The organism is Siphonobacter aquaeclarae, assembly GCF_900103285.1.
Taxonomy (GTDB): domain Bacteria; phylum Bacteroidota; class Bacteroidia; order Cytophagales; family Spirosomataceae; genus Siphonobacter; species Siphonobacter aquaeclarae.
This window is the reverse complement of record NZ_FNGS01000004.1, coordinates 407,876-432,985: the sequence shown is the minus strand read 5'-3', so window position 1 is coordinate 432,985 and position 25,110 is coordinate 407,876. Positions and strand designations below refer to the sequence as shown.

19 protein-coding genes are annotated in these 25,110 nt (G+C 53.6%); 7 read left to right on the top strand and 12 right to left on the bottom strand.

From position 1 onward, the window contains the following. Window positions 1–139: 139 nt before the first annotated feature. The 4 genes from lysM to folP all read right to left on the bottom strand — a co-directional run bounded on the left by lysM (window position 140) and on the right by folP (window position 3,621). On the bottom strand, window positions 140–613 hold the full coding sequence (gene lysM, locus BLR09_RS12145) for a peptidoglycan-binding protein LysM (protein WP_093202255.1): 474 nt from the start codon (window positions 611–613) through the stop codon (window positions 140–142). Between the two features lie 128 nt (window positions 614–741). Then, a complete protein-coding gene (locus BLR09_RS12140; protein WP_093202254.1) occupies window positions 742–1,770 on the bottom strand; it encodes a M15 family metallopeptidase in 1,029 nt (342 codons plus the stop codon). Then, entirely contained in the window at window positions 1,767–2,579 is an 813-nt protein-coding gene (locus BLR09_RS12135) for an aminotransferase class IV (RefSeq protein ID WP_093202251.1), read from the bottom strand. The genes BLR09_RS12140 and BLR09_RS12135 overlap by 4 nt, the downstream gene beginning before the upstream one ends. A gap of 196 nt (window positions 2,580–2,775) precedes the next feature. After that, on the bottom strand, window positions 2,776–3,621 hold the full coding sequence (gene folP / locus BLR09_RS12130) for a dihydropteroate synthase (RefSeq protein WP_093202890.1): 846 nt from the start codon (window positions 3,619–3,621) through the stop codon (window positions 2,776–2,778). Between the two features lie 177 nt (window positions 3,622–3,798). Between folP and atpD the strand changes: the two genes are divergently transcribed. The 3 genes from atpD to BLR09_RS12115 all read left to right on the top strand — a co-directional run bounded on the left by atpD (window position 3,799) and on the right by BLR09_RS12115 (window position 7,058). After that, the gene (gene atpD, locus BLR09_RS12125; protein WP_093202250.1) at window positions 3,799–5,316 is read left to right on the top strand and encodes a F0F1 ATP synthase subunit beta; all 1,518 of its coding nucleotides are present in this window, start codon (window positions 3,799–3,801) and stop codon (window positions 5,314–5,316) included. A gap of 91 nt (window positions 5,317–5,407) precedes the next feature. After that, the gene (locus tag BLR09_RS12120) at window positions 5,408–5,650 is read left to right on the top strand and encodes a F0F1 ATP synthase subunit delta/epsilon (RefSeq protein WP_093202248.1); all 243 of its coding nucleotides are present in this window, start codon (window positions 5,408–5,410) and stop codon (window positions 5,648–5,650) included. A gap of 157 nt (window positions 5,651–5,807) precedes the next feature. Next, window positions 5,808–7,058, top strand: coding sequence for an OmpA family protein (locus BLR09_RS12115; RefSeq protein WP_093202246.1), 1,251 nt, complete (start codon window positions 5,808–5,810; stop codon window positions 7,056–7,058). A gap of 206 nt (window positions 7,059–7,264) precedes the next feature. On the opposite strand, the gene BLR09_RS12110 is transcribed toward BLR09_RS12115, so the two are convergent. Next, window positions 7,265–8,125 carry an NAD-dependent epimerase/dehydratase family protein gene (locus BLR09_RS12110; protein WP_093202243.1) on the bottom strand — a complete coding sequence of 287 codons (861 nt, stop codon included), beginning with the start codon at window positions 8,123–8,125 and terminating at the stop codon, window positions 7,265–7,267. A gap of 85 nt (window positions 8,126–8,210) precedes the next feature. After that, window positions 8,211–9,074 carry a helix-turn-helix domain-containing protein gene (locus tag BLR09_RS12105; RefSeq protein ID WP_245689915.1) on the bottom strand — a complete coding sequence of 288 codons (864 nt, stop codon included), beginning with the start codon at window positions 9,072–9,074 and terminating at the stop codon, window positions 8,211–8,213. Window positions 9,075–10,322: 1,248 nt separating this feature from the next. On the opposite strand from BLR09_RS12105, the gene BLR09_RS12090 reads away from it, so the two are divergent. After that, entirely contained in the window at window positions 10,323–10,943 is a 621-nt protein-coding gene (locus tag BLR09_RS12090) for a class I SAM-dependent methyltransferase (protein WP_093202235.1), read from the top strand. 98 nt (window positions 10,944–11,041) lie between these two features. Here the strand turns inward: BLR09_RS12090 and BLR09_RS12085 are convergent, their stop codons facing one another. The 6 genes from BLR09_RS12085 to BLR09_RS12060 form a co-directional block, all read right to left on the bottom strand. Beyond that, window positions 11,042–11,254, bottom strand: coding sequence for a hypothetical protein (locus tag BLR09_RS12085; protein ID WP_093202232.1), 213 nt, complete (start codon window positions 11,252–11,254; stop codon window positions 11,042–11,044). Window positions 11,255–11,358: 104 nt separating this feature from the next. After that, window positions 11,359–11,811, bottom strand: a complete 453-nt coding sequence (locus BLR09_RS12080; protein ID WP_093202229.1) for a hypothetical protein — start codon at window positions 11,809–11,811, stop codon at window positions 11,359–11,361. Continuing rightward, window positions 11,808–13,097 carry a hypothetical protein gene (locus BLR09_RS12075; protein WP_093202227.1) on the bottom strand — a complete coding sequence of 430 codons (1,290 nt, stop codon included), beginning with the start codon at window positions 13,095–13,097 and terminating at the stop codon, window positions 11,808–11,810. Before BLR09_RS12075 ends, BLR09_RS12080 begins: the two co-directional genes overlap by 4 nt. A 1,067-nt stretch (window positions 13,098–14,164) precedes the next feature. Next, on the bottom strand, window positions 14,165–15,793 hold the full coding sequence (locus tag BLR09_RS12070; RefSeq protein WP_093202224.1) for a DUF8201 family protein: 1,629 nt from the start codon (window positions 15,791–15,793) through the stop codon (window positions 14,165–14,167). 39 nt (window positions 15,794–15,832) lie between these two features. After that, window positions 15,833–18,310: a glycosyltransferase family protein gene (locus BLR09_RS12065; protein WP_093202221.1), complete on the bottom strand. Its 2,478-nt coding sequence runs from the start codon at window positions 18,308–18,310 to the stop codon at window positions 15,833–15,835. Between the two features lie 77 nt (window positions 18,311–18,387). Next, complete coding sequence (locus BLR09_RS12060) at window positions 18,388–18,954, bottom strand: RNA polymerase sigma factor (RefSeq protein WP_093202219.1); 567 nt, start codon at window positions 18,952–18,954, stop codon at window positions 18,388–18,390. 157 nt (window positions 18,955–19,111) lie between these two features. On the opposite strand from BLR09_RS12060, the gene BLR09_RS12055 reads away from it, so the two are divergent. From BLR09_RS12055 to BLR09_RS12045, 3 genes are all read left to right on the top strand, one after another. Further along, a complete protein-coding gene (locus tag BLR09_RS12055; protein WP_093202216.1) occupies window positions 19,112–20,152 on the top strand; it encodes a FecR family protein in 1,041 nt (346 codons plus the stop codon). Window positions 20,153–20,303: 151 nt separating this feature from the next. Then, entirely contained in the window at window positions 20,304–23,657 is a 3,354-nt protein-coding gene (locus BLR09_RS12050; protein WP_093202214.1) for a SusC/RagA family TonB-linked outer membrane protein, read from the top strand. A 12-nt stretch (window positions 23,658–23,669) separates the two neighbouring features. After that, window positions 23,670–25,109: a RagB/SusD family nutrient uptake outer membrane protein gene (locus tag BLR09_RS12045; RefSeq protein WP_093202211.1), complete on the top strand. Its 1,440-nt coding sequence runs from the start codon at window positions 23,670–23,672 to the stop codon at window positions 25,107–25,109. The last annotated feature ends 1 nt before the right edge of the window (window position 25,110 follow it).

Below are 25,110 nucleotides of genomic sequence, written 5' to 3'. Positions count from 1 at the left end.
AAGGTCCGACGGAGAGTGAAATATACGCCCGTTTCCCTCTGATCGTCAAAACGGAAACAGTTGATTGGCGGCAGCCAGACGTAAAAAAAAGTCTCTTCCGGAACCGAAAGAGACTTTTTTCTGAAAAGGTATTCCGCTATCAGAGCGCCGGGATCCGGAGCACCTGACCCGGGTAAATCAGATCCGGGTTGGTGAGCATCGGTTTGTTGGCTTCGAAAATCACGGGGTACTTCATCATATCGCCATAATAAGTCTGGGCAATTTTGGACAGGGTATCACCCTTTTCGACGGTGTGATACTGCGCTTCCGGCTTGGGAGCAGCAACCTGAAGGCGGTTGTCTACCTGATCCACGCCTTCTACGTTACCAACGGCGAGAGCGATCTTCTCGGCGTCTTCCTGGTTTTCGACCTGACCTTCGAGTACGACCGTTGAGCCGGCCGTTTTCACTGTCAGGGTCTGGTATGCCAGGCCGAGTGATTTTACTTTCTGAAGCAGGGCACTTGCACGGAGGGGTTCTACTTCTTCCGGCTTAGCGGCTGCTACTTTAGCTTCTTCTTCCTTGTTGCCGAACAGCTTTTCGCCGACACCCTTCATGAATGAAATCAGTCCCATGAGATGATTGGGTTTTAGGTTGATAGTTAGAAAATACTACTTTACTCCCCCGAAAGGCTCCCATTGCTGGGAACTATTACGGGCGAATCGGCTGCCAAAGTAGAGAGATTTTTGAAATAATTGATACGTCAATGCCAGATTCCTAAACGATAGGAGATTATTAAATTGTTACCCAGCCAGACGGAGAGGGTCTGGGTTTGCAGATTTCCGGCCAGAACGAGATCCTGTTCGGTTATCGTACCTGAGGGAAGGTATACATTGGGTCCGGCCTGAGCGGCGGCGCGCACCAGACAGGGGCAGGGCATTTGCGTCCGGAATTCGTTCAGGACGACGAGAAGCGCTTTGGTATCTTCCACGTCGGTTTCTTTTCCGGCTTCGATCTTCTGCCGCACGCGCCGGAGGTAATACTCGTAAAACGGCTCAAACTCGAATCGCAGCGCCGGAAACTGCCTCAGGAAAGCAGCCGCGTTGTAATGGTACTGAAAATGAGGAGGATCGATGAATCCGACAAAATTTCCGCCCCAGTACAGGTTCCAATGCGGCGCGAGTTCGCCAATGAGGTCATACGGACCGGTATTGCGGACGAGGCGCCCGCGCCGGAAGATCCCCAGGTCGGCAGCCAGTCCCAATTGGTGAAACGACACCGGCGCCATGCTTCTGCCGCGACCGAGGAGGCGGTTCTGTAATTCCGCGCTCCGGAGATCGGAGATCACCCGGACTTCGTAGTTGGGCATGCGCAGTCGCATGGAGTCGACGAGCGCGTCCCGCCGCGTCAGAAATACCTGCCGGGTGGTATCGAGGAGCCAGGCCCACCGGTTGTAGAGGACCGTCGGATCTTCGACGAGGGCGGAGAGGTAGGCGCGTTTTTGCAGGGCGTCAACGCCGGAAGAAGGCCGGAGTGAATCGCGCCGGTCGTAGCTGCCGAGAGAGAGTACCTGGCCGTCCGCGCGGGTGACAAACGCCCATACTCTCTTTGCAGTAGCCGCGAGTTCCCGCAGGGTATCCGTCCGGTAGACCGGCAGTACAAGGTCATATACATCCAGCGTACCGACTTTCCGGGTACTGTCGCAGCGGAGGGACTCCCACGCCGGAGCCTGAGCGGATACCTGGCCCGCCAGCAGGAGCGTCAGCGCCCATCCGAAGAGGAGTTGTTTCAACGTTTTTCGTAATTCAGGAACAGTTCGTAGAGTTTGCGGGTGACGGGGCCGGGTGTACCCGTGCCGATCGGGCGGTTGTCGACCCGGGTGACAGGCACGATGCGTTTCGTCGAGCCCGTCGTGAAAAGCTCATCGGCTGCCAGGGTTTCGGCGAGGGTCACATCCCGCTCTTCTACCTCAAACTGCCCGCCGGCAAATGCAAGGATGTGTTTGCGGGTAATTCCCTTCAGCATGCCGGAGGCCGGCGTGATGACTTTGTCGTCTTTGACAATGAAAATATTGGACCGGGAAGACTCCGTAACGAGGCCGTCCTTGTAATACAGTACGTCGTCAGCGCCGATTTCACGCTGTTTCCGGAGGAGGTAGATCGGAAGGAGGTAGTCGAGCGATTTCACCTCGGCCAGTTGCCGCTGGTGATCCACACTCATGAAATGCAGGCCCACGTCCGGGTTTTTGAACTCGAACGGTTTGGCGATGACGAAGAAATTGGGGTCGGCAGGGGCAAATCCGTCGGGAGAATATCCGCCGGTCAGGACCAGCTTAAGTCCCAGCAGGGGATGGGGGTTGAGGCGGATGAGCTCGGCGATGATTTCGCGGAGACGTTCCCGGCTTTCCGGCAGGGCAAGACCCATGAGCTGAGCGGAGCGCTCGAACCGGTCCAGGTGGTCTTCCTGAAAGACCGGCTGCCCGTCTGTTGCCCGGAAAAAATCAAAAATACCAAACGCGCGCAGCAGGCCCAGGTCGTTGACGCCGAGCCTGGCCTGCTCTTCCGGTAAAAAATCCCCGTTGAGGAAAAAAGTGGATGCCATTGGATTGAGAGGGATGATTGGGGCTTTTGGGCGTTAAGCTTTATGCTGTAAGCTTTAAGCGGACGCATCACATTCGGAACATCCATAAAACAGAAGCAAAATACAAGAAAAACGCAAGCCATGTTTTACCGGCAGCTCACTGCCTAAAGCCTGTAGCTTACCGCCTACAGCTCCAAATATAGCCCTTTTCCCCCGTTCACCCGCCCAGCCAGCCGAGTATGCGGATGGTTTCGCGGGCTTCGCGGACATCGTGGACGCGCAGGATGTGGGCTCCTTTCTGAAGGGCAATGGTATTGAGGACGGTCGTCCCGTTGAGCGCTTCTTCCGGCGGAATTCCCAATTTTTTCCAAATCATGCTTTTCCGGGAAATCCCGATGAGCAACGGAATGCCGAAGACATGGAAGGCGTCGGCCTGGCGGAGCAGCTGGTAGTTCTGATCGGCATTTTTGGCGAACCCGAAACCCGGGTCAATGACGAGGTCCTTCACTCCCAACTCCCTGAGTCTGGCGATTTTAGGGTGAAGCTCGTCGAGGATATCCGGGATGAGGTCCCGGTATTGATTGAGCCCGGCCATCGTTTGCGGCGTGCCCCGCATGTGCATGAGGATGTAGGGCACCTGAAGGGCGGCGACGGTCTCGTACATGGCATCGTCGAGGAGCCCGCCTGATACGTCATTGATGATGGCCGCGCCGGCGTCGACCGCCTGGCGCGCCACAGACGCCCGGAAGGTATCCACGGAAATCACCGCTTCCGGAAACCGTCTGGCCAGGGCGGTGATAATGGGCGCGACGCGGCGGATTTCTTCTTCCGGAGAAATGTCGGCTGCGCCGGGGCGGGTAGAATAGCCGCCAATGTCCAGAAAATCAGCCCCTTCGGAGAGCATTTTTTCCGCCCTTTCGAGGAGGGCGGCTTCGTTTCCGAACCGGTTTCCGGTGTGAAACGAGTCGGGAGTAACGTTGAGAATGCCCATCACGGCAGGCGTTTCGAGGGAAATCAGCCGGCCGCGGCAGTTGAGCGTGAAGGGAGAAAAGGCAGGAATCATGACGCAAAAATAAGGCCCGGAAGCCGCCGGGAACGGACGCGGAGCCGGTTTAGTGCCGGAACGCGTGTTATTTCGGAGATATTCCCGGAAATATCCAATAACGACTTTGGCATTCCGGGAAACGTAGCCTATTTTTGCGGGAAATTTTCGCAATCTCCCAGTAACTACTCATATTCAATGGCAAACGCAGTCAATAAAGGTAAGATTACCCAAGTGATCGGACCGGTTGTAGACGTGAGTTTCGAAGAAGAAGGTTCATTCCTGCCGGCTATCCTTGATGCCCTCGAAGTAACGAAATCCAACGGTCAGAAAGTTATTCTGGAAGTTCAGCAACACCTCGGCGAAGACCGTGTCCGGGCGATTGCAATGGACGCGACCGAAGGACTTTCCAGAGGGGAGCAGGTAGTGCACCTGGGAACGACGATTTCCATGCCGTCAGGCGAAGGAATCCGCGGTCGTCTCTTCAACGTTGTCGGAGAGGCCATCGACGGCATGCCGCAGCCTTCTTCCAAGGATAGCCTTTCCATCCACCGCGCCGCTCCGAGATTCGACGAGCTGGCTACGTCGACGGAAGTTCTGTTTACGGGAATCAAAGTCATTGACCTCCTCGCACCTTACGTAAAGGGGGGTAAAATCGGTCTCTTCGGTGGTGCCGGTGTAGGTAAGACGGTATTGATCCAGGAGCTGATCAACAACATTGCGAAAGTTTACGGTGGTCTTTCCGTATTCGCCGGTGTCGGTGAGCGTACCCGGGAAGGAAATGACCTCCTCCGCGAATTCATCGAATCAGGCGTTATCAAGTACGGTGAAGATTTCACCCACTCGATGGAAGCAGGCGGCTGGGATCTCTCCAAAGTAGACGATCAGGCCCTGAAAGATTCCAAGGCTACCCTCGTGTTCGGTCAGATGAACGAGCCTCCGGGAGCACGTGCCCGCGTAGCACTTTCCGGTCTGACGGTTGCCGAGCACTTCCGTGACGGCGACGGTGAAGGCCAGGGACGCGATATCCTTTTCTTCATCGATAACATCTTCCGCTTCACCCAGGCAGGTTCTGAAGTATCCGCTCTTCTCGGCCGGATGCCGTCTGCCGTAGGTTACCAGCCGACGCTGGCAACGGAAATGGGTGCGATGCAGGAACGTATTACGTCTACCAAGCGTGGTTCCATCACCTCCGTACAGGCCGTTTACGTACCTGCGGATGACTTGACTGACCCCGCTCCGGCGACGACGTTTGCTCACTTGGATGCCACCACGGTATTGGATCGTAAGCTGTCTGCCCTGGGTATCTACCCGGCTGTGAGCCCGCTGGATTCGACCAGCCGGATCCTGAGCCCGGACGTACTCGGCGACGCGCACTACAACTGCGCCATGCGTGTGAAGCAGATCCTCCAGCGCTACAACGAACTCCAGGATATCATCGCCATCCTTGGTCTTGACGAATTGTCGGAAGAAGACAAGCAGACCGTTGCCCGCGCACGCCGCGTACAACGCTTCCTGTCCCAGCCTTTCCACGTGGCCGAGCAATTTACCGGTCTGAAAGGGGTCTTCGTTTCCATCGAAGAAACCATCAAAGGCTTTAACAAGATCATGGAAGGTGAGTACGATCACCTGCCCGAAGCTGCCTTCAACCTCGTCGGTACCATCGAAGATGCGGTATCGAAAGGAGAGAAGCTGCTGGCTGAAGCATCTAAATAAGTTTTTGAGTTTAGGGTTTAGGGTTTAGAGTTTGCCGGGAAACCTGGAGCTCCGAACTCTAAACTCCAAACTCTAAACTCCAAACTCTACTATGTTCATCGAAATCATCACCCCCGATAAAAAAGTCTTCGCTGGCGAGGCATCCGCTGCTTCGTTTCCGGGGACGCAGGGTGCTTTCCAGATTCTGAACAACCACGCCCCGCTGGTCAGTACGATCGGGAAGGGCGAGGTGGTCGTCGATGGCAAGGAAGGACAGCAGACCTTTACTGTCGACGGTGGCGTCGTGGAAGTCCTCAACAATAAGGTACTCGTGCTGGCGGAAGCCATTCTTTAACGGGTATCTCTTGGTCTTGAAAAGCCCTGTCAGGTTCTCCTGGCAGGGCTTTTTTCGTGGCTTGATTCACCACCTGATATTTTGTTAACTTTCGCCGGATAAGTTCCGCGCCTTTTGTCGTTGACAGGAGTGGACGGACCAGCCGTATTCCATTACCATGAAAAAGCGATTGTTCTTAGCGTACGTATTTCTTTTCTGGACGGGGATTTCCCTGGCCCAGGTCACTGTGAAACCGAGAGTGGAAGAAGCTCCCGAATCGGATGTGATCATCACCCGGGTAGAGCTGACCAAAGACTTTACCATTCTCCACATGCGGTTCGAAGCGCCGGTGCCTTCGCTGAAAGACCGGAAGAGAAACCTGTTTGAAAGCGTGGAAGAAAGCATCGGCATCGACCCGATGAGCGAGCTCCAGGCCAATGCTTACGGCCGCCTGTATTCTTTTGCTTTTGTGCGGACGGAAGGGATACCGACCCGCCCGAACTACCGGATCGTTCAGCCGGGAGACGTGGTGAATTTCCGGGTTTACTACGAGCGCCTGGAACCCGGCCTGGAAGTATTTGACCTGCGCGAATGCCGGAGCGGAAACCGCTGGACCTGCTGGAATTTTTTCAACGTCCACATCAAAAATCCGGCTCCGAAAAAGAAGAAAAACCTGAAAACACCGGCTGTACCCAAGGCTCCGGCTACCAAACCGGTCGAAAAACCTGCCGCTACGCCGCCACCGCTGACAGTACTCCTGAGCGGACAGATACTCGACGCCGTTACCAAAGAACCGCTGCAGGCGAAAGTAGCCGTGCGGAAGGAGGGTGCAAAAGCAGATACCGTCCGGACCATTGCGGGAACAGGCGTATTCCGCAAAAATCTTCGCGCCGGCAAATATCAGGTATCTGTGCATGTACCGGGATATGAAGCGGCCTCCGCGACTGTCGACGCGAAAGAAAAGGACATTGATCAGGATTTTCTGCTGAAACCGGTTGAAAAACCCGCTCCGCCCGTCGCCCCGCCGGCAGAAGAACCCAAACCGGTTGAAGCGCCGAAGATCGAAGACCTCAAACCGGAAGTAGGAAACAAGATAGAACTCAAGAATATCCTGTTCGAAACGGGTAAGGCCGATCTGCTGCCGGAATCACGCGTCGACCTCGATCAGGTAGTCAGCTGGCTGAAGAATAATCCTACCGTCGAAATCCGCCTTGAAGGACATACCGACGCCATCGGCGATCCGGAGAAGAACATGGAACTGTCGATCGAGCGGGTAGTAGCCGTCAAGCGCTACCTGATCTCCAACGGCATTGAAGCGGCCCGCGTGCAGACGAAGGGCTTCGGAGACACGGTTCCGCTGACGACCGGCCGCAGCCAGCAGGAACGCCGGCTGAACCGGCGGGTGGAGATGGTGGTGGTGAAGAAATAGCAGGGGGCATGGGGCAGAGGGCATGGGGTACCCGACGGGAGAGGTCGCCGGTGATTGTCAGCGTAAAGAGGTTATAATCACAAACCCGGACCGTTCAATTTGCGATAAAAAGAAAGGGGGGAGCTGTCGGTACCGCGACAGCCCCCCTTCTTTTTGCCTGAAAATCTATTTCTCCTTCACACCACCACCACGATCATACTGAATGGCTACAAAATATCAAGATCGCGGGCCACATAATAGCTTGGCACCAATGGCCGGAAGCCGGTTTTCCTTCGGAGTTTGGAAATATCCTGAACACCCTGGAAGGGGTCGTTAAGGGGGCCTTCTATTCCATCAAAGGTATCTGCTGCTTTTCCGACAGAATCAGCCAGTTCGTACAACGTGATCGGTGCATCGTCGGCTAGGTTGAAGATCTCTCCGTCCAACCCTTCGGTGGTGAGCAGCAGTACCAGCGCCTGCGCAACATCCAGGTGATGTACCATATGCATGCGCGACCCTGAATGCATGTTCAGCTTTTTAATATATGGGATAATTTCGGCGATGTGCGGGTCTTTATCCCCGTAAACGAAGCCGAGGCGCAAGATACGGACGTCCAACCCCTGGTTTTGCTGCATCCCGATCAATTCCCTTTCTGCGGCGATCTTGCTGGACGAGTAAGGACGTGGATCGTTGATATCAACCTGTTCGTCTTCTTTTGCCGGGCGGTGGTAACCCGAACCGTATACATTGGAGGTGCTGGTAAAAATAAATCGTTTGACACCGGCTTGGTGTGCAGCCTGCGCTAATGCGATACTTCCCTCGCGGTTGGTTTTGATGATACCTTCGTTATCCGTAAAGGTCCGGAAGAGCGCGGCAAGGTGGACCACGGCATCCATACCGGAAACGGCCGCCGGCAAGGTGGCTGGTTCGAATAGGTCGCCGGTTATGGGTGTCGCGCCAACTTCTATCAGATCGCGGGCCTTTGTCACGTCCCTGACCAATATCGATACATCAAAGCCTTTGGCTATCAGGCGAGGAACTAAACGGCTGCCTATTTTTCCTGTTGCTCCTGTTACTAAAATTTTCATTGTCGAGTGATTTAATAATGATAAGGCAAAACTAGGCCGCAGCTGGGCGGACAGCCAATCAATATCAAACCAATAACTATGATTTTCAAACCTTCCGGAATGTGTTCGGCGTGCTGCCAGTCAGGCGTTTAAAATAGTTATTAAAGTAGGCAGGGTATTCAAACCCAAGCGCGTAAGCGATCTCGGCGACGGCCCAATCACTGTGTAGCAACAGTGCTTTTGCCTCGGCAATAATCCGTGCAGATATATGCGCCGAAGTGGTTTTGCCCGTCGTTTCCCTGACTGACCGATTCAGGTAATTGACATGTACATTTAAATGTCTGGCATAGTCCTGCGGACTGCGCAAGCCGAGCGGTTCGTCGCTGCGCTCTATCGGAAACTGCTTTTCGAGAAGGTCAGTGAATTGGTGTGAAATGCGGCTTTCGCCATTTCTAAAGGTAGAGACATGCTGCGCAGGCTGTATTCGAAGGGCCTCGTGGATGATGAGCGCAATGTAGTTTTTGATCAGATCGCCTTTATAAAGGTAGTCGCCGTCGTAAACGGACAACATTTTCTTAAAAAGACCGGTCATAAATGCGGCTTGTTCTGCATTCAGCGTTACAACCGGATTTTCGCCGACTTTGAAAAGCGGGGAGTCCTGTAAGTCCCGCCCATTGAGGAAGGTTTCGGTAAAGATACATGCGTAACCACTGGTACGGTTGATACGGCGGACCAGCGCGTGCGGTACCTGCGGGTTGACGAAAAAGAGCGCAGTGCCTTTGATGTCCAGTAGCTGGCCGCCATAGTTAATGGTCATGTCGCCATGGACCAAACCCATTTTGTAAAAGTCGCGCCGCCCGGCTTTGACCGGGATTTCTGTTGATTCCGGAAGGGCATGAACTTTAAAACCCTTCAGTCGAAGGTCCACTTCATTCAATCCGGGAATTCCAGTCCTTTCTTCGTTTAGCATGCGGCAAAGTTAATAAAATCAATCCTTTGCCATTCTAAAATTGATTTGCCCTGAACGAAGCAAGCTTCCAGGCCAAAATAGCTATCAAAGAGGTTCAGACTGTCCAGAAACCAGCTTCCAGGTATGAGATTCATCCCACGCAGACTGCGGCCTGGAAACGGGAGTTTGGGAAAAGGCGGAGTTAGCGTTCGGCAAGGACGTTCCGACGAACGGAAATAACACTGAGAATACAAAGGAGAAAGAATTTTATTCCAAGAGCGGAGAACTTCAAGTCCGGGTGGACTTTTTAAAAAGGTCTTGGGAAAACGAGTGTGATGGAGAAACGCGGCTCGGCCGCCTCCGTATGGCTGAGCCTGCATCGGTGCCCGGATTTTCTGGGAGGTATTTCATGCTGCATGTTCTCCAAAGGAATTGCCGGATCCGGGATGGAATTATTCCGGCCCGCCGGTTACAGGATTCTGCGGTCTCATAAAACGTTCGTTTGGTGAGAGGGTATACATGCCTTGAGGGAAGTTAAAAGCAACTTCCACAACAAGATAAGATCGGAATTTATACCAAACAGGATAGTTGCTGCTTACGTCGCTACTACGGAGGATGATTTATTTTTTCAGTAGATCGGCTATTTTTTTAAGTTCCGAGCGTGCGTTTATCGTATTCGGATGTTGTTCGCCTAGGTGTTGCGCGAACGTGTTTTCCGACTGTTGTAGGAGTACAAATGCTTCGACTGACCGATTTACCTTTTCTAGCACATTGACCAAATGAATTCGCCCAACGGCTACCATAAGGTGGTCGTCAAAGAGAGCGCGATGATTGGCTAGGGTCTGTTTGAACAAGAGGGCAACGTCTTCGCAGCGGCCTAAGGTCTGGTAAACCATCCCAAGATAGTCTCATAAAATGCAACATTGTTGCATTTTATGAGACACTTGCTTACGTTTGTAATGCCGCTCTGAAAATAGTTTACCCGGCAACACGTAGTCGGGTAGGCGGCTTTGTCTCATGGTAGAAGTATTTATCACGACTATTGGTGACGTCGAACAGTCCCGGCAAACGACAGAATTTCTGACGATCGATCTGCCATCCCTGCGGTTCAACCTGGATATGGAACAATCCGGGCCAGGGAGAGCCTTCCCTTGTGGTCATACCATACTGCGGGTCGAAGGAATTGACATTGATTCGGATCGGATCATCGCCATTGTGAACGCGTTGGGGTTCAGGTGTGAAGTGTTAGCCGATAAAATTTGCAGATAGATGGCTGAGATCTGGGAAAACACATTCAGGCGAAGACAGGCGATTTGGGGTTTTGAGCCTGCACATTCAGCGGTATTGGCCAACGACTTTTTTCTGGAAAAAGCGGTAAAGAAGATACTCGTGCCCGGCATCGGTTACGGGCGTAATGCCCACGTTTTCGCCCGGAACGGCATGGAAGTAACAGGCATAGAAATTTCCGGGACAGCTATTGAACTTGCCCGGAGGCAGTACGGAACCAGCATAGCCATTTTTCAGGGTTCAGTAACAGATATGCCTTTCGACGCAGCGGTTTATGATGGCATTTTCTGCTACGGTCTCATACATCTGTTCGACAGGCAGGAAAGAGCCAAACTTATTCAGGATTGCTATCGTCAGCTCGCTGATGGAGGGTATATGCTATTTACAGCGATCTCGAAGCAAGCCCGTACCTACGGACAAGGTCGTCTCATCAGTAAAGATTACTATGAGGTCTTTGACGGTATCAGGATGTTTTTTTACGATCAGGATTCCATTGATGAAGAGTTTGGCGATGCCGGATTGTTTGAAACCATGCGAATTGAGGAAGAGTATCCGTTCTTTTTGATCAAATGCCACAAAGGCAGCGATTCCGGACAGGCTTGATTGACGCTTTTGCTATCATAAGATTTTTCAAAGGCCAAAGTTGTTACAATGTGCGCGGTTCGGTTTGGCCATCCTCCGGTGTGCATTGGGATTCTTCATTAACAGCAGACCGCCTGGAGCCCCCGCTCGGCTGCTTCAGAATCGCTGAAACCTGCGCGGTCGTATTCGAGGTATCCGCTTACCACTTTCTCGACAAGCGAGTCCAGGTACTCGGCCTGCAGCAGCATCCGGATCTGCCGGGGCGTTGCGTTAGCCCCAAGTGTTCCCCGATATATCTCTGGATGCGGCTGCTGAAGTATCCGGGGTATCATAAAACGTTCGAATAAAGTCGACAAAAGGAAAGGAGGTAGCCTAAAGCTACCTCCTTTCCTTTTTACCAACTATTCAGCCTTTTGACAAGAAAGCCGCGTGGCATCTACACGTATACAACTTTGAGAGAAAGAACCGACCATTCCCCGTTTCGATCTGTCAGCAAGACTGTGAATACTCTACCGCTCGCCGGAAGTCCGATTCTGATTTTCAGCTGGCTGTCCGGGGCCGGTTCGACCTCAAGTAATTCGACAATGGGATCAGGTTTCTCCCAGTCAACTTTCTTCCCGATAGGCCACCTATCAAGCACGATGCATTTTTTACCGTTGATAAACGAATCTTTGTAGGACTGCCTATCCTTTTGAGGCACCGACAACTTAACTGAATTTCTGTAGTAGGCCTTTGAAAGTATACGCTTCTGTGTGTCGAAAACATGCTGTATGGCAGACAACACAGCCTTCGAGGTATCCAGTTGCGCTTCTGAGTTACCAGTTGCGCCCTTGGCGAGCGAAGCCGTGCAAAACTGAAACAGGGCGATTAAGCAGAGAATGTTTTTCATCGTCTGTAAAGTCTAAAGGAGTATTTACCCGCATTGTCAATATCAATAGTCACAGCAAAGGCGCTTTTTTCAAATGCGAAACCGCGTTCAACATTTTCCGGCTTTCCTGTTTGTGCATACGATTGATGGACAAATTCATGGAGAACAGTGACCGCTAACAGAAACGAATATGCCCGAAAATCAGCATCATTGTTCGAGTTTTCCAACGACTGAATTGTCGTTTCATCAATGTATATATTTTCGGGATTTTCCGGATCAAAAAATCCGTAATACTGAGAAATAGGATGTATGCGAATTTCTGGCCCGTTGTCATCTAGACCGATTCGATTTAATAGTTCACTTTCTGGTAATGAAGCCCATTTTACCAATGCACTCCTGACGGATTTGTCATTTTGAACGAACGTTTTAAGACCACGAACGACCTCGGTAAATTTGGGGAATCTTTGCTGGTCCAATTGGCTCATTCGAAATGGTGGGTATTCTCCTACGTAGTCACCACCACCGCCAGCGGGTGCGGGAATGGGTGAAGCATCGGGCGGGAATCTCGGATCGTTGTTGTCACAGAGCCAAATTGATTCCGAACTTGATAACGAATAAGACCGCCCGTTTATGTTCATGGTCAACTCGCATTTGTTAAAACTATCGTCGGCTGGGTGGCCGTAGATCGTCTTTTTATCTCCCATGATGTCCAGGGCAGTGTAGTAGCAGGCAAAGCCCCAACCACATCTTCCTGAACTGGCTGGACCTGAAGGGAGCTCTTCCGTCGTAAAAAGGCGCTTTCCGTTCGAATAGTTTCTGACAAAGGCGATCTCTCCTGACAGTTCGTGATAGATAATCGATCCAGTGTATGTCTTTATCCAATCGTTTGATTTTGAAGACTTATTTTTATCCGCTACGACAAAATAATAGGACTTTAATTCACCTGATTTGTTACGAAATACGATGAGTTTGATCGGCTTACTTTTATATTCTGCCATCGACCCATTGTCTTCTTTTCCTAAATAATAATAGACCGGATGCCGCGTAGGTACTACCAGATAGGTCCCATATTCACTTGTCTCCACATAGCTGTTGCTCCAACTTGGCTTAACGCGCTGCCAGAAGTCATTTTTGTTTTCTCGTCCTGAAAGGGACCTGCTTTCGACAAATTTCTTCGCTTCATCTACTTGTACCGAATTATACAAATTGACAGGATCATTCTTCAGTTCCTGTATTTCCCTGCTCGTACATGAAAACATCGTTGAGAGGATAGCAAATACTATCAGCAACTTTAATTGATTGCTCATTTGAATTAAGTTTTCGTTAATTGTTTTGAATATTTCTTAATATCAACTTAATGAAAACAAAATAGAAGTGATTAGGTGATACCTAACAGAGGGGTTTTTTCATGAGCAGTTCTGTTTTTATGTGTTGGATTCAGGCAAATATCAAATGATTGTTTTAACTTTATTCTTTTTACAGTTTAAATATTTGAGACATTTAGTACATCCGATTCGGATCAGGCTCCAAAGAAATATGAAACCCCCACCGACCAATGGCCGACGGGGGCGAACAGACTACTTCCCTTCTAACCTCCGTGACCAGGAGGACAGAACAATTCTTATAAAACGAATGAACACATAGAATGCCGCCGGCTGTTTATTCCGCTGTCCTTTCAATCAATTCTGATACGTACTATATCGCCTGCTCAGTGGCTTCTGAGTCCGAAAGACCTGCTTGTAATTTTGGGGATAGATCTTACAGTCGAATTACTAATTTCTGTAATTCCTGTACCTACAAATCCTGCGAGAGCGACGGCTAATTGGTTGGTTTGTTTTGCTGAACGCGCAACTAAGGGGTTGTGAGTTTATCGTCGATTGCCATAAAGACCGCTTCCAGTCCTCGCTCGGCTGACTCTGAATCGCTGAAACCTGAGCAGTCGTATTCGAGGTGCCCGTTCACTGCTTTCTCGACAAGCGAGTCCAGGTATTCTGCCTGCAGCATCTTCCGTTTCTGTTGGGGGGATCGTTGAGCACAGCGTGGTCGCCGATGTATTGTTTGATCCGGTTGCGAAGTATCCGGATTCATTCTGCCGTCTCACCAAACGGTCCTCCGATAGCACACATAAATTGATCACCGCAAACAATACTGTCCGGCTCTGTAAATGGATCAATCCGTTATCTCACAAATCAGCGTATCATAAACCCGAACTTTGTGATACATTCCCGGGTACCGAAAATGAGTATCCACCCGGCCGGGTCCTGATCCACTACCAGGGATACTTTGAAGGTCTATCAAAAAGAATCCAGGGTACCAGACAGAACAGACTGACTCCCAGGAAATACCTGCGACTTTCAGGCCGGGGGAGTATGCCTCACCTCCTCACCCGAAACCCCTCACCAATCCCATCTCCCCTCAATACCAGCCCCGGATTATAATACGGACAACACGGCAATGCCATGTCCTGACAGTTACCCCAGTAGCCGTAAATGCCGTGGGTAATTTTGGGATCGTCGGTAGCGAAATAGATCGTATACCCGCTGAGCCGGTACGAGCGGACTTTCGCCGCCGGATAATCTTCCGGAAAAACCCAGGTAGGTCGTTGCCGCGTAAACGATGCATACAGCAGCGTCACGAAGAAAAAGGCCAGCCCCAGATGCAGCAACTGAATATAACGGAGCTTCACAAACGGCAGGTATCCCAGCAACAGGGCAGCAATGATGAAACCCATTCCGAAGCGGAGTTCCGGCGCATTGATAAACCAGAAGGCGACGCCACCATAAGCGATTGTCACCAGCCACGGCCACAACGGATACGTCCGCGCGAAGGCCCGGACCGTTTTCCAGCCCGCAGCCCCCACCAGCGGCCAGCCGAACAACAACAGAAAAATGACTTTGTCCGGAACCGGCTGGGTAACCGACCAGTGCGGTACCCAGCTGAAATCCAGCAACCCTTTTACCGGACTGAGTTTGGTACCTCCCGAGAGGTTTTTGAGCCCCTGCTGAATGGTGACGGCGGGGACTTTCCAATCAACCGGAAACCAATCCAGTGCCGCCGCGTCCGTCGGATACAGGATATACCCCGTCAGCACCACGTTCGCCGTCAGCCACCAGGCAAGCGGGAAAAGCCCGGCCGCGACAATCCCTCCGGCGAGCCGGTAGTTTTTCCGGAATAAAGCTTCTCCGAAATAAGCCAGCGGAATCGCCAGCAGTACCAGCGTACTCATTTTGATGGTAAACGCCAGAAGTGTGAGCCAGACAACCGGCAGCGCCTCACCGCGCGCTCCTTCCATGCGCCGGATCAGGAGGTAAAAAATGAGTCCGACGAGTAACTGCGCCGGATGGTCCGGCGTGGGCGACGACAGCCGCCAGTGCGCATGCCAGAGAAAGAGTACCCCCATTCCGAAAACGTACCGGTTGCTGAGCTTCCCGGAAGCCGACAGCGCATCGAGCGACCAGAGCGCCACGACCAGCATCAGCCAGCCGTTGAGTACGTGAAACGACGGTCCTCCCAAAAAACGGAGACTGAAAAAGGCTTCCGTCAGAAACGATGCATTGTTGAACCCGAAGCGGTAATTGACATTCGCCAGCCCCGGAATAACGGCATACTCCGATATCCAGCGGATCATCGGCGCATGATACCCGCCGGTATCGAGCAAACGGGGCAGGTGAGTAGTCCGGGTGAGAATAACGGCTACACACAGCAGCGAAGTAAGCCAGAAGCTGGTGGGATGAGCCGGTACCGCCCGCAACCGCTCCTGCCAGTAGTCTCTACGGAGCCATCCGTATACCAGCAGGCCGCCGACAATCAGCACGTGAACGACCAGGCCAACCGGCACTGCCAGCCAGAGATACCCCAGCACATTCGTCAGCCCGGCCCAGCCAAGCAGCGCCACTGCGGGTAGCGGAAGGCCTTTTTCCAGCCGAAACAGACGGCAGACAGCGTCACCGGCCAGCAGGCAGATTACGGTTACATATCCCCAGAGCAGAAGGGTAATCAACATAGGACGGGACCGAAAAAAGGGGGCCGGAGCCCCCTTCGTTTATGCTTTTCTTCGACTTTCGATGACGACGCCGGCCACCAGCAGGAGAATGAGGGCGATGTTGGAGACAAGGTCGATCGTCATCGCCGTTTTCCACACCGGCGGATCGAATTTAAACTCGATTGTGTGTGTACCCGCCGGAATCCGCAAGCCGCGAAGCAGGTAGTTAACACGGATATGGGGTACTTCTTTTCCGTCTATGTACGATTTCCAGTCCGTATTCCCTTTGTAGAATATTTCGGAGAATACGGCGAGCTGATCCGATCCGGCCTTGCTCTCATACTTCAGCTGATCGGGCGCGTAGCTCGTCAGGCGGATGGTATTGGTGGTATCGTAGGAAATGGTCAGGCCTTTCACGTCGGCGGCAAACCGCTGATCGATGACAGCCGTTTTCCCCGGATCAAAGGTTTCCAGGGTTTTCATTTCCTCGTTGGCATTCGGAACGAGTTTGTATTCTTTCACAAACCAGGCATTGCCGAGCGCGGCAGCGTTGAGCTGGGCGGCGTCCTGCCGGGTCTGCTGATCGCGCTGGATGACATACTTGGCGTTGAGCATGTTGATGACGCCCATGAAATTCTTCGGCAACGCATATTCCATCAACTCGGAATAGCGCTTCAGTTTCGCAGCGTGATAGCCACCGAGCGACTTGTGAAAATACGACGCGTTGGCATCGCTCATGAAGAAGCTGCGGTTGTCCATCACCCGGTAGCTGAGGCTTTTGTCCTGCAGAATCTGCTCGTCTACCGGCGTCGGCTCCATGATCGCGGCGGCTTCCCGGCGGGTGGTGAAGTCGTCGTTGTTCAGGTACTTTTTATCAAGCTGAAAAAGATCTACCAGGATAAGGAGTCCGAGAACCGGAATGAGAATGGCTTCCTTGATTTTTCCGGTAACGTACAGCCAGACGCTGCCGGCTGCCAGGAGTACGAAGAGAAGCGTCCGGAGCGAGTCGGCTTTGAGGACCGAAATACGGTCTGCCAGGAGCGCCCGGTAGATTTCCGTTGCAAACGCCGGATCGCCTACCATGCTGGTCAGTACGTCGGTATCATTCGGGCGGCGGATATCGAAGATCGAAGAGCCAAGAAGCCAGATCAGCAGGGCTACGCCGCCCGTAAGTGCCGTAGCGGCAATAAGCGGCGTTTTGATTTCGGCGAAAGTCGGTTTCCGGTCGAGCAGCTCCTGAACGGCCATAATGCCCAGCAGCGCGAAGAACAACTGAACGACGCTCAGCGTCATCGTCACCGCCCGGAACTTGTTGAACATCGGCAGGTGATCAAACAGGAACCCGTTGAAACCGGCGAAGTATTTCCCCCAGGCAATGAAAATCAGCAGGACAGTGGAACCCAGTATCCACCATTTCAGGCGGTTTTTGACGATGAATAAACCCAGTGCAAACAAAAACAACACGACTGCACCGGCATAGGCCGGACCGCCGTTGATCGGCAGGCCACCCCAGTATACGGGCATGGCTGTTTCCACAAACTGCTTAGCCGAGCCCGGATCGAGCCCGCGCTGGGACAGCACTTTATAGGTTTCGGAGTCGGTCGAAAGTCCGCCGTTTGACGCCCCGCCGAATACCCGCGGAATCAGCAGGGTAAGGGTTTCCCCGACTTCATAGCTGTATTCAAAGGCATAGCTTTTGTCGAGACCGTCCTGCGGAGCCGCCGTGGCTTCGACGCCTGGAGCGCCGGGTTTGGGTAAGGTCAGTTCCGTTTTGCCGCGGGTGGTTTCTTTGGAATAGTCGTTCGTGACAAGCAGACGGCCGCCGTAGCTGCCTATCCCGATCGCTGACGAAACAGCCAATACCACACCGGCCAGCAACAATTGCTGCACCTTACCCTGCTTGACCAGCACAATCGCCTCCATGATCACATACGGGATCAGGGCAAGACCAAAGTAGTAGGTGATCTGCGGGTGATTGGCATACATTTCCAGGCAGAGGAACAGCGCCGTCACGGCTCCGCCGATCCAGTACCGGCCACGGAATACCAGCATCAATCCCGCGAGAATACCCGGCAGGTAAGCCAGCGCATAGATTTTTGAAATATGCCCGGCCTTGATGAAAATCAGGTTATAGCTGCCGAAGGCGAAAGCTACTGCACCTACGACGGCCAGCCAGCGGCGTACGCCCATCGTCGTCAGCAGGACGTACATCCCGAACATCATCAGGAACAGTACCCGAATGGTTTCCGGAATAACGGAAAGGGCAATGACAATGCCTTTACCGACCCAGGTATAAGGATAATCTCCGGCGACCATATAGGCCGGCATACCGCTGAACATCGAGTTGGTCCAGAGGGCCCAACGGCCGGTGGCTTTGAAGTATTCGTTCAATTCGTGGGCTCCTGCCTGCGCCTGCTGGATGTCATGCATGCCGAGTACCTTCCCCTGAAGGTTGGGAGAGGCATACAGCGCGGCGATGACAAGCAGGACGGCAACGGCCGCCAGGTGAGGCAGTAACTTGCTGAGCGTGGATTTCATGCGTGCTACGATGGAAAGGCACAAAAATAGAGCAAACCCGGAAGAACAGGCTAGTAGCCTCCGAAAATCGACGAAGATTACAGGGAACTGCCCGTGAGCAGCACCGTTACCCAGATCCAGTAGTCAAACGCTTCGCGGAGATGTCCCAGTGCGCGGTACTGCGTATTCCGGACTGACTGGTTCGTAATCCCCAGCATATCGGCTACTTCCTGAATACTGAAGTTGTGCACATACCGGAGCTGGATGACCTCCTGCTCGCGCGGGGAAAGCTGCTGAATAGCCGCGTGCAACCGCCGGATCTGATCGGCGTCTGTTTCGTCCGTTTCCGGAGCGGGGAGGTGAAAGCAGGCTTCGGGCAGCGACGACTGCATCTGCTCCTGCCGCACCGATTTGACGAGGCTGTTGCGCAGGCAGCGAAAGAGGTAATAGCGCACAGAATCGGTATCGGCGAGGTTTTCGCGGGACGTCCAGAGGTGGAGAAAGAGATCCTGGATGGCGTCGCGGATGAGTTGCCTGTCGGACGTCACCCGATACCCGTACGTCAGCAGCTCCTGGATATACCGGTCGTACAAAGCGGCAAAGGCCGGGCGGTCGCCTTCCTTGAAGCGCTTCCAGAGCAGGATATCGGAGTGGGGCTCGCTCATCGTGTGAGAATCAGACGGTTGTCGTCATCCCGGATAAGACCGGTATTTCGGGCAGATACCCGTTAACCGTTAAAATAAAAAAATCAAAAGAAATTATTGGAAGATATGAGTACAAACGGACTCTCTGCGGATTTAGAATTCAGAACGGTCCGATACCATGTCTGAAAAGAACTATGCTGATTTTGTCCGGGACGAAGCCTTTGTCCGCTGGGTACTGACACCCACCGCCGGGGACGAAGCGTTTTGGGAAGCCTACCTGCACCGGCATCCGGAGCAGGCGGAAGACATCCGCCAGGCGAGGCAGTATGTCCGGAACCTGTCGGTCGCCGCCCGTCCTGCCATACCTGCCGGCGAGGCGGGGCTTATCTGGGAAAGCCTTGAAGAAAAATTGAAAGTACGTCCCCTGCGCCGGTGGGTCGTTTTGGCCCGCGTGGCAGTACTGCTGTTGCTGCTGGGCGGCGCAGGCGTGTTTTCGTACTACCGGCTGCGGAGTACCGGGCGGGAAGGGTACGGGCGTATGGCGCCCGACCGCGACCTGACGGAAGTGGTCAATACCACCCCGCAGTCGAAACGGGTGGAGCTGCCCGACCGGAGCGTCGTCGTCCTCGAACCCAACAGCAAACTCAGCTACAATGCCCGGTTTGAAGGAGACAAGCGGGAGGTATACCTGGCCGGAGAAGCGTTTTTTGAAGTCACGAAAAATCCCGAAAAACCTTTTCTGGTGTATTCAGACTATGTCGTGACGCGGGTCATCGGTACATCGTTTACCATCCGCGCCTTTCCGGACAAGCAGGTAGTTGTATCGGTGCGGACAGGAAAGGTGACGGTATTTTCCCGGAAGAAGCAGGGAACATCACAGGAAATGATCCTGACGCCGAATCAGGAGGCCGTGTTTCCGTCGGCCGAAGAGGAAGTGATCCGGAAGCTCGTTCCGGCGCCGCGGCAGATCATCACGCCTGAGCAGTTCAGCGATTTCCGGTTTGAAGAGACGCCGTTGTCCACCGTATTCACCACGCTAGAAAACGCCTATGGTATCCGGATTACGTACGACCCCGATGTGTTGAAGCATTGCAACCTGACGTCGGACCTGTCGGGGGAGTCTCTGTTTCAGCAATTGAACCTGATCTGTGAAGCCATCCACGCCCGCTACGAACTGACAGACGGCCAGGTCGTGATTTACGGCAAGGGATGCGACTGAAAACGAACCACCGCTTTCATTATCAATAAATAAAGCCGGCAGTACTGCGAATACCACCGGCCCGTTTCCAGACCTGCTGCGAACAGGTCAGGAAGGAGTGTTTTTGCCTGTTCAAAACAAAAACAGCCGTCAGCGACGGCAACCCAAATCTATGGAAAATTCGGTACAAACGAATGGTCTGCTTTTGCGTATCATGAGGGTAAGTGTCACACAACTATGCCTGGCGCTGACGACGGTAAGCCTGGCTTTTGCGACGGAAGCACCGGGGCAAAACGTGCTGGAACGGCCGGTGTCGATCCGGGTGGAGAACCGGCCGCTGAAGAATGTCCTCGGCCAACTGGAAAAGGAAACGCAGGTGCGGTTTACCTACAGTCCGAAAGCCATCCGTGCCGACCGGCCCGCGTCGGTGACGGCCGTAAACCAATCGCTCGGGCAGGTATTGCCTGTTCTGCTCGACCCCCTGGGTATCTCGTATAGAGTAACCGGTCCGCATTCGATCGTCCTGAATACGAAGGAAGAAGTACCGGCGGAAACGGAACCGGCGAGGCAGGTGCCGGTCGACCGCATCCTGACCGGCCGCGTTTCCGACACACAGGGAAACGGACTACCGGGTGTCAACGTGGTGGTCAGGGGTACCCAGCGGGGTGCGACTACCGGCGAAAACGGAAACTACCGCCTCGAAATCCCTGACGGCCCGGCTACGCTTGTCTTTTCCTCCGTCGGGTACCTGACCCGGGAAGTATCGGCAGACGGGCGTACTTCATTGGATATCAGCCTTGAGGCCGATGTGCGCGCGCTCAACGAAGTAGTAGTGGTAGGCTATGGGCAGGTCAAAAAATCCGACCTCACCGGATCGGTATCCTCTATTTCCTCAAAGAATATCACGCAGGTGAAAGCGGTATCGAATATCGCGCAGGCACTTCAGGGCCAGGCGGCGGGAGTGCAGGTCATCCAGCGCTCGGGCCAGCCGGGAGAGTATGTGTCGATCAAAATCCGCGGTACCAACTCGATAGCCGGCGGGAATGATCCGCTGTATGTGGTGGACGGGCTGCCGCTCGACGGCCTTAGTGCCCAGCTCAATCCCGACGATATCGAACAGATTGAAGTACTGAAAGATGCCTCTGCCACAGCGATTTATGGCTCCCGCGGCGCGAACGGCGTCGTCCTGATTTCCACCAAAAAAGGAAAAGAAGGCAAAGTGCAGGTAACCTACAACGGCTACCTCGGCGTACAGACGCTCCGCCGGAAAATCAAACTCATCAACGCCCGGCAGTTCGGACAATTGCAGAATGAAGTAGCGACGAATGATGGCCAGAAACTACCGTGGACGGCCAGCCAGCTCGACAGCCTCGGTACCGGTACCGACTGGCAGGACCTCGTCTACCGCCCGGCGCGGGTGCAAAACCACGACATTGCCCTGTCGGGCGGGTCGGCGTCTACCCGCTACTACACGTCTTTCGGGTATTTTGATCAGGACGGCATCATTGAAAACTCGAACTTCCGCCGGCTGTCTTTCCGCGGAAACCTCGATCAGAAAATCAATGAAAAGCTGGACGTCAACGTAAGCCTGTCCCTCCAGCAATCCCGTTATTTTCAAGCCGACTACCCCAGCGCCGACGGGGGCGGAGTACCTTTTCAGACAATGGTGATGCCGCCGACCGTGGGCGTGTATTCCCCAGGCGGAGACTATACCCGCTTCACCGGTGTTTCGTGGGGGACGACCAACCCGGTCGGTACGGCCCGGGAGAAATGGAATCCGTCGCTCAACCTGCGTATCCTCGGCAATGCGGCGCTATCCTACCAGATTATCAAAGGCCTGAAACTGCGCCTGAGCGCCGGGCTGGATAACAACTGGAACAAAAACGATTCGTACATCCCGGCGACGATCTCTCAGGGCGCGCCGAACGGGCGGGCGTCGAAGTCATACAGCAACAGCATGACCTTCGTCAATGAAAACCTGCTGACCTATGCACGGCAGGCGGGGAAGCATACCTTCGACCTGCTCGGCGGGATTACCTTTCAAAGCAATAAATCGGAAAACCTGAGCAGCGGCACCGCCATTGACTTCCTGACCGATCTGTACCAGAATAACAATATCCAGTCGGCCAATACCAAAGCGCAGCCTTCTACGGGCTACTCCGATTATACCCTGGTTTCGTACCTCGGGCGGCTTAATTACAATTTCGGGGGAAAATACTTCGCAACGGTGACGGGCCGGTACGACGGCTCCTCGAAGTTCGGAGAGAATAACAAGTTCGCCTTTTTCCCCTCGGGCGCACTCGCCTGGCGGGTGTCGGAAGAACCGTTTTTGAAAAGCCTGCCCTCGCTCTCCAACCTCAAACTCCGGGCGAGCTATGGAAAATCGGGCAATCAGGCCATCTCTGCGTACCAGACACTGGCGAACCTGAGCAACGTGAGTGTGACGTTCAACAACCAGGTCAACGTCGGCTATGTTCAGGGCGCGCTCGAAAACCGCAACCTGAAATGGGAGACTACTGCGCAGCTCGACCTGGGTATCGACATCGGTCTCTTTAACGAACGGGTGCAGTTTACGGCGGATTATTACAACAAAAAGACGACCGACCTGCTGCTCAATGTGACGCTCCCGCCGACCTCCGGCTTTGGCTCCGTGCTGCAAAACATCGGCGCGGTACGCAACCGGGGCTTTGAATTTCAGCTTACAACGCAGAATACCACCGGCGACGTCAAGTGGAGTTCCGTCCTGACCTTCTCCCACAACCGGACCAAAGTACTCGATCTCGGCAAAGACGCCTCCGGCAAACCGTTGACTTACAAGGAAGTAGGGACAGGAGGTAACTGGTTTCCGATCATCACGGGGCAGTCGATGATGCAGTTGTACGGGTATAAAGTGCTGGGTATCTACCAATCTGACGAAGAAGCAAAAACAAACGGAGAGCCGACGAAGAAGGCCGGCGACTACAAATTCCAGAACACAGACGGCAATTCGGTCATCGACGGCAACGACCGCATCACCCTTACCCGCCTGGAACCGAAGTTCACCTTTGGCTTCAACAATACCATCAGCTACAAACAGTTTGACCTGACCCTGCTGTTCGTCGGATCGTACGGAAATGACATCGTCAACGAATTCCGGAAGTACAACATCACGATGAACGGCCGCTGGACGCCGACGCTCGAAGCCTTCAACGGTCGCTGGACAGGTACCGGCAATCAGTTTGACCGCCCTTCTGCCAACAGTGGCAGTGCCATCCGGGACTATGCCAACAGCCTGTGGGTCGAAAACGGCTCTTACCTGAAGCTCCGGGATATCACCCTGGGCTACTCCCTGAGTAAAGAGTTGCTGCGCTCGCTCAAAATCGCTTCGGCGAGGGTGTATGTCAGCGCGCAGAACTACCTGACGCTGACGAAGTACACCGGCTATGACCCGGAGGCGTCGTGGTCGGCAGCGTCGATCAACGGATGGGACCGGGGCGTGTACCCGTCTATGAAATCCATTACGGGAGGGGTTAAGATCAATTTCTAACGAAACAGACACATGAAACGATACGCTATTCTTTTCGCGGGACTGTTGCTGGCCGGGTGCGACAACAGCCTGAAGGAATCTCCGAAAACCTTCATCAGTCCGGACGCTTTCTTCACTACAAAGGCGAGCTATGAAACGGCCGTCAAAGGCATCTATTCCTCCATGACCGGGTATTTCGGACAAAATAACCTGGGTATGCGGGAGATGTTCAGTGACATTTGCGGGGCGCCGTCTTCCTCGATTGAGCAGGCCTTGCCGACGTACCAGAACAATCACCAGCCGTTTTTCTATAATGTCCGGGGGGAATGGTCGAACAACTATTCCCTGATCAAAAACGCGAATTTCGTCCTGGATAAGCTGGGTACTTCCACCATCGAAACCGCGGCAAAGGAAGCCCTCTCGGCAGAAGCCAGCTGCCTTCGCGCCTTCGCTTACTTTCAGTTGGTGCAGTTTTTCGGGGATGTGCCGCTCCGGACGACGCCCATTACCGACTATGCCCAGGTACAGATCGCACGGGCGCCTCAGGCTGAAGTATATAAGCTTATTGTCGACGACCTGACCTACGCCGAGGCCCGTCTGGCCGACACTCCTCCCCAACAGGGCCGGGTTTCGAAATGGGTAGCCACGGCCATGCTGGCGCGCGTATACCTGGCGATGGCAGGCAAACCGACGAACAAGACGGAGTACTACCAGCAGGCCCGGGACAAGGCCGTGGCCGTTATCAACTCCGGGAAGTATCAGTTGCTCGACGATTATTCGAAGGTATTTCAGAACATGGCCTATACGTCGGAGAGTATCTGGGAGGTCCAGTTTATCGCCGGTCTGGGTGGAAACGGTCTGCATAGTATGTCGTGTACGGCGGCAGGATATAATACCTTTTTGAATCCGGCCACCTGGTTTGTCGGTAGCTTCCCGGCGGGAGACCAGCGGAAGGCCTGGGGTATCCGGAGTGATTATGCCGGTCCGGATGGAAAAGTACTGCCCGTCTTTTTTCAGAAATTCGTCAAAAACAGCCTGATTGATAACCGGACACTACAGTCGGCATCGACCGCCCTGGTGGATTTCTCGCTGCCGGTGATCCGGCTGGCGGAGATGTACCTCATTGCTGCGGAGGCGGAGAACGAGGTAAACGGACCGGCAAACGCCTATGCCTGGATCAACAAAATACGGTGGAGAGCGCGTGTGGATAAGTCCAACCCGGCGCATGTGCCCGACCTGTCGGGACTGTCGAAAGACGCGTTCCGGCAGGCGGTGCTCATGGAGCGGAAGTGGGAGCTTCACCTGGAGGGAAGCTCCTGGTTTGACCTCAAGCGTACGGGTACCCTGAGCCGGATTCAGACGGTCCTGAAAACGGACCTCGTCCACCCGATTGGCGCCTACAACGAAACCTGGTACATTCCCGATACCGAAATCACCAACAACAACATCGCGCAAAACCCGGCGTATCAATAAA